This is a genomic window from Bacillus sp. HMSC036E02 (assembly GCF_001836235.1).
Lineage (GTDB): Bacteria > Bacillota > Bacilli > Bacillales > Bacillaceae_G > Bacillus_A > Bacillus_A cereus.
This window is the reverse complement of record NZ_KV827842.1, coordinates 47,536-47,935: the sequence shown is the minus strand read 5'-3', so window position 1 is coordinate 47,935 and position 400 is coordinate 47,536. Positions and strand designations below refer to the sequence as shown.

The following is a 400-nucleotide window of genomic DNA, read 5'->3' as shown; positions in this document are numbered from 1 at the left end:
ACAAAGAGTGGAATATATGCTGACAGACAGCGGGTGTTCACATGTACTAACATATCAAAACTCTATTATAAAGGGAGTAGCATTTCAAGGTAGTGTAATAAATCTAATGGATATTCCTTTTGAAGAAGAACAAGTAGAAGATTTGCAGATAACGATGGAACCTCAAAATTTGGCATATGTTATTTATACATCAGGTTCTACAGGCCAGCCCAAAGGGGTAATGATTGAACATCGTTCCTTAACTAATTTTTTGTGTGCAATGTATGGGGACTTCTCTCAAGATATAGGGATAACTGATAATGTACTATTCTCAAGTAGTATTTCTTTTGATGTTACTATATTTGAAATATTTGTCCCATTGGTATGTGGAGCAAGAATGACTATTTATCAAGGTGAGAAG

The 400-nt window shown here is 34.5% G+C and carries 1 protein-coding gene; it reads left to right on the top strand.

What is annotated here, in order from left to right:
* A partial coding sequence (locus HMPREF2590_RS30725) for an AMP-binding protein (protein ID WP_347364681.1) occupies window positions 1-400 on the top strand: 400 nt, incomplete at both ends.